The organism is Neisseria sp. P0021.S005, assembly GCF_051956955.1.
Window position 1 is genome coordinate 1 of sequence record NZ_JBQCWY010000788.1, and the last position, 1,252, is coordinate 1,252.

At 54.1% G+C, this 1,252-nt stretch carries 1 protein-coding gene; it reads right to left on the reverse strand.

Features of this window, described 5'->3' with window-relative positions:
* Window positions 1-1,244, reverse strand: a 1,244-nt coding sequence (locus ACTHUE_RS19305; RefSeq protein WP_440424200.1) for an alanine/glycine:cation symporter family protein, incomplete at its 3' end; no start/stop codon positions are given.
* Window positions 1,245-1,252: the final 8 nt, after the last annotated feature.

A 1,252-nucleotide genomic window follows, 5' to 3' on the forward strand; every position in this document is an offset into this window, starting at 1 on the left:
ACGAGGTTAATCCATGCCATGATGCCCATGGCCATGTCTGCCATATCCCATACCAAGGGTACGTTGGCAACTGCGCCGAAGTAGACCCATGCCAAAACCAGCATACGGAAAACGGCGGTAACCAGCCAATGGCTCTTGATGAATTGGACGTTGGACTCAGCATAGGCATAGTTGCCGATAACGGTTGAAAAGGCAAACATAAACAGGATGGCGGCAAGGAAGCCCGCGCCCCATTCGCCTACCTGGCTGACGATTGCCGCTTGGGTCAGCGCCGCACCACTCAGGTCGCCGTAAGGCTGTTGATAGGTCAAGACGATAAAGGCAGTGCATGAGCAGACGATGATGGTATCGACGAAAACGCCCAGCATTTGAATCATGCCTTGGGAGACGGGGTGTTTCACTTCGGCTGCGGCTGCGGCGTTCGGCGCAGAACCCATACCCGCCTCATTGGAATACAGGCCGCGTTTGATACCCTGCATCATGGTGGTCGAAATCAGACCGCCGAGGAAACCGCCTGCAGCCGAATCGAAGTTGAACGCGTTGGAGAAAATCTGATCGAACACATCAGGAATCAGGGAAATATTGGTAGCAATGATGAAGAGTGCTATGACGAGATATAAAACCGCCATCAGCGGAACGATAATTTCCGCGGCTTTAGATACGCGACGGATACCGCCGAAGATAATAGGGGCAGTCAGAATGACCAGGGCGACACCGACATAGTGTTGATCCCAGCCCCATGCCGCTTTGGTGGTATCGGCGATGGTATTGGTCTGTACGGCTTCAAATACAAAGCCGAAACAGAAAATCAGGCTCAGGGCGAACAAAACGCCCAGCCATTTTTGTCCCAGGCCTTGAGTTATGTAGTAGGCAGGACCGCCGCGGAAGTGGTGGTTGTCGTAGTCCCGGACTTTAAAGAGTTGGGCCAGTGAAGATTCGACAAACGCCGAACTCATGCCGATTAAGGCGGTTACCCACATCCAGAATACCGCGCCCGGCCCGCCGAGTTTGATGGCAATCGCCACGCCGGCGATGTTGCCCACGCCTACGCGGCTGGCCAAGCCGGTAACGAATGCTTGGAACGGTGTGATTCCGTGCGGATCATCACCTTGTTTGCGGCCGCCCAGCATTTCTTTGATACTGCGGCCGAAGAGGCGGAATTGTACAAAACCGGTGGTAACGGTGAAAAAGAGGCCTGCGCCTAAAAGCATATATACCAACCCCGACCACATTGGGTCGTTGATGGCGTTTA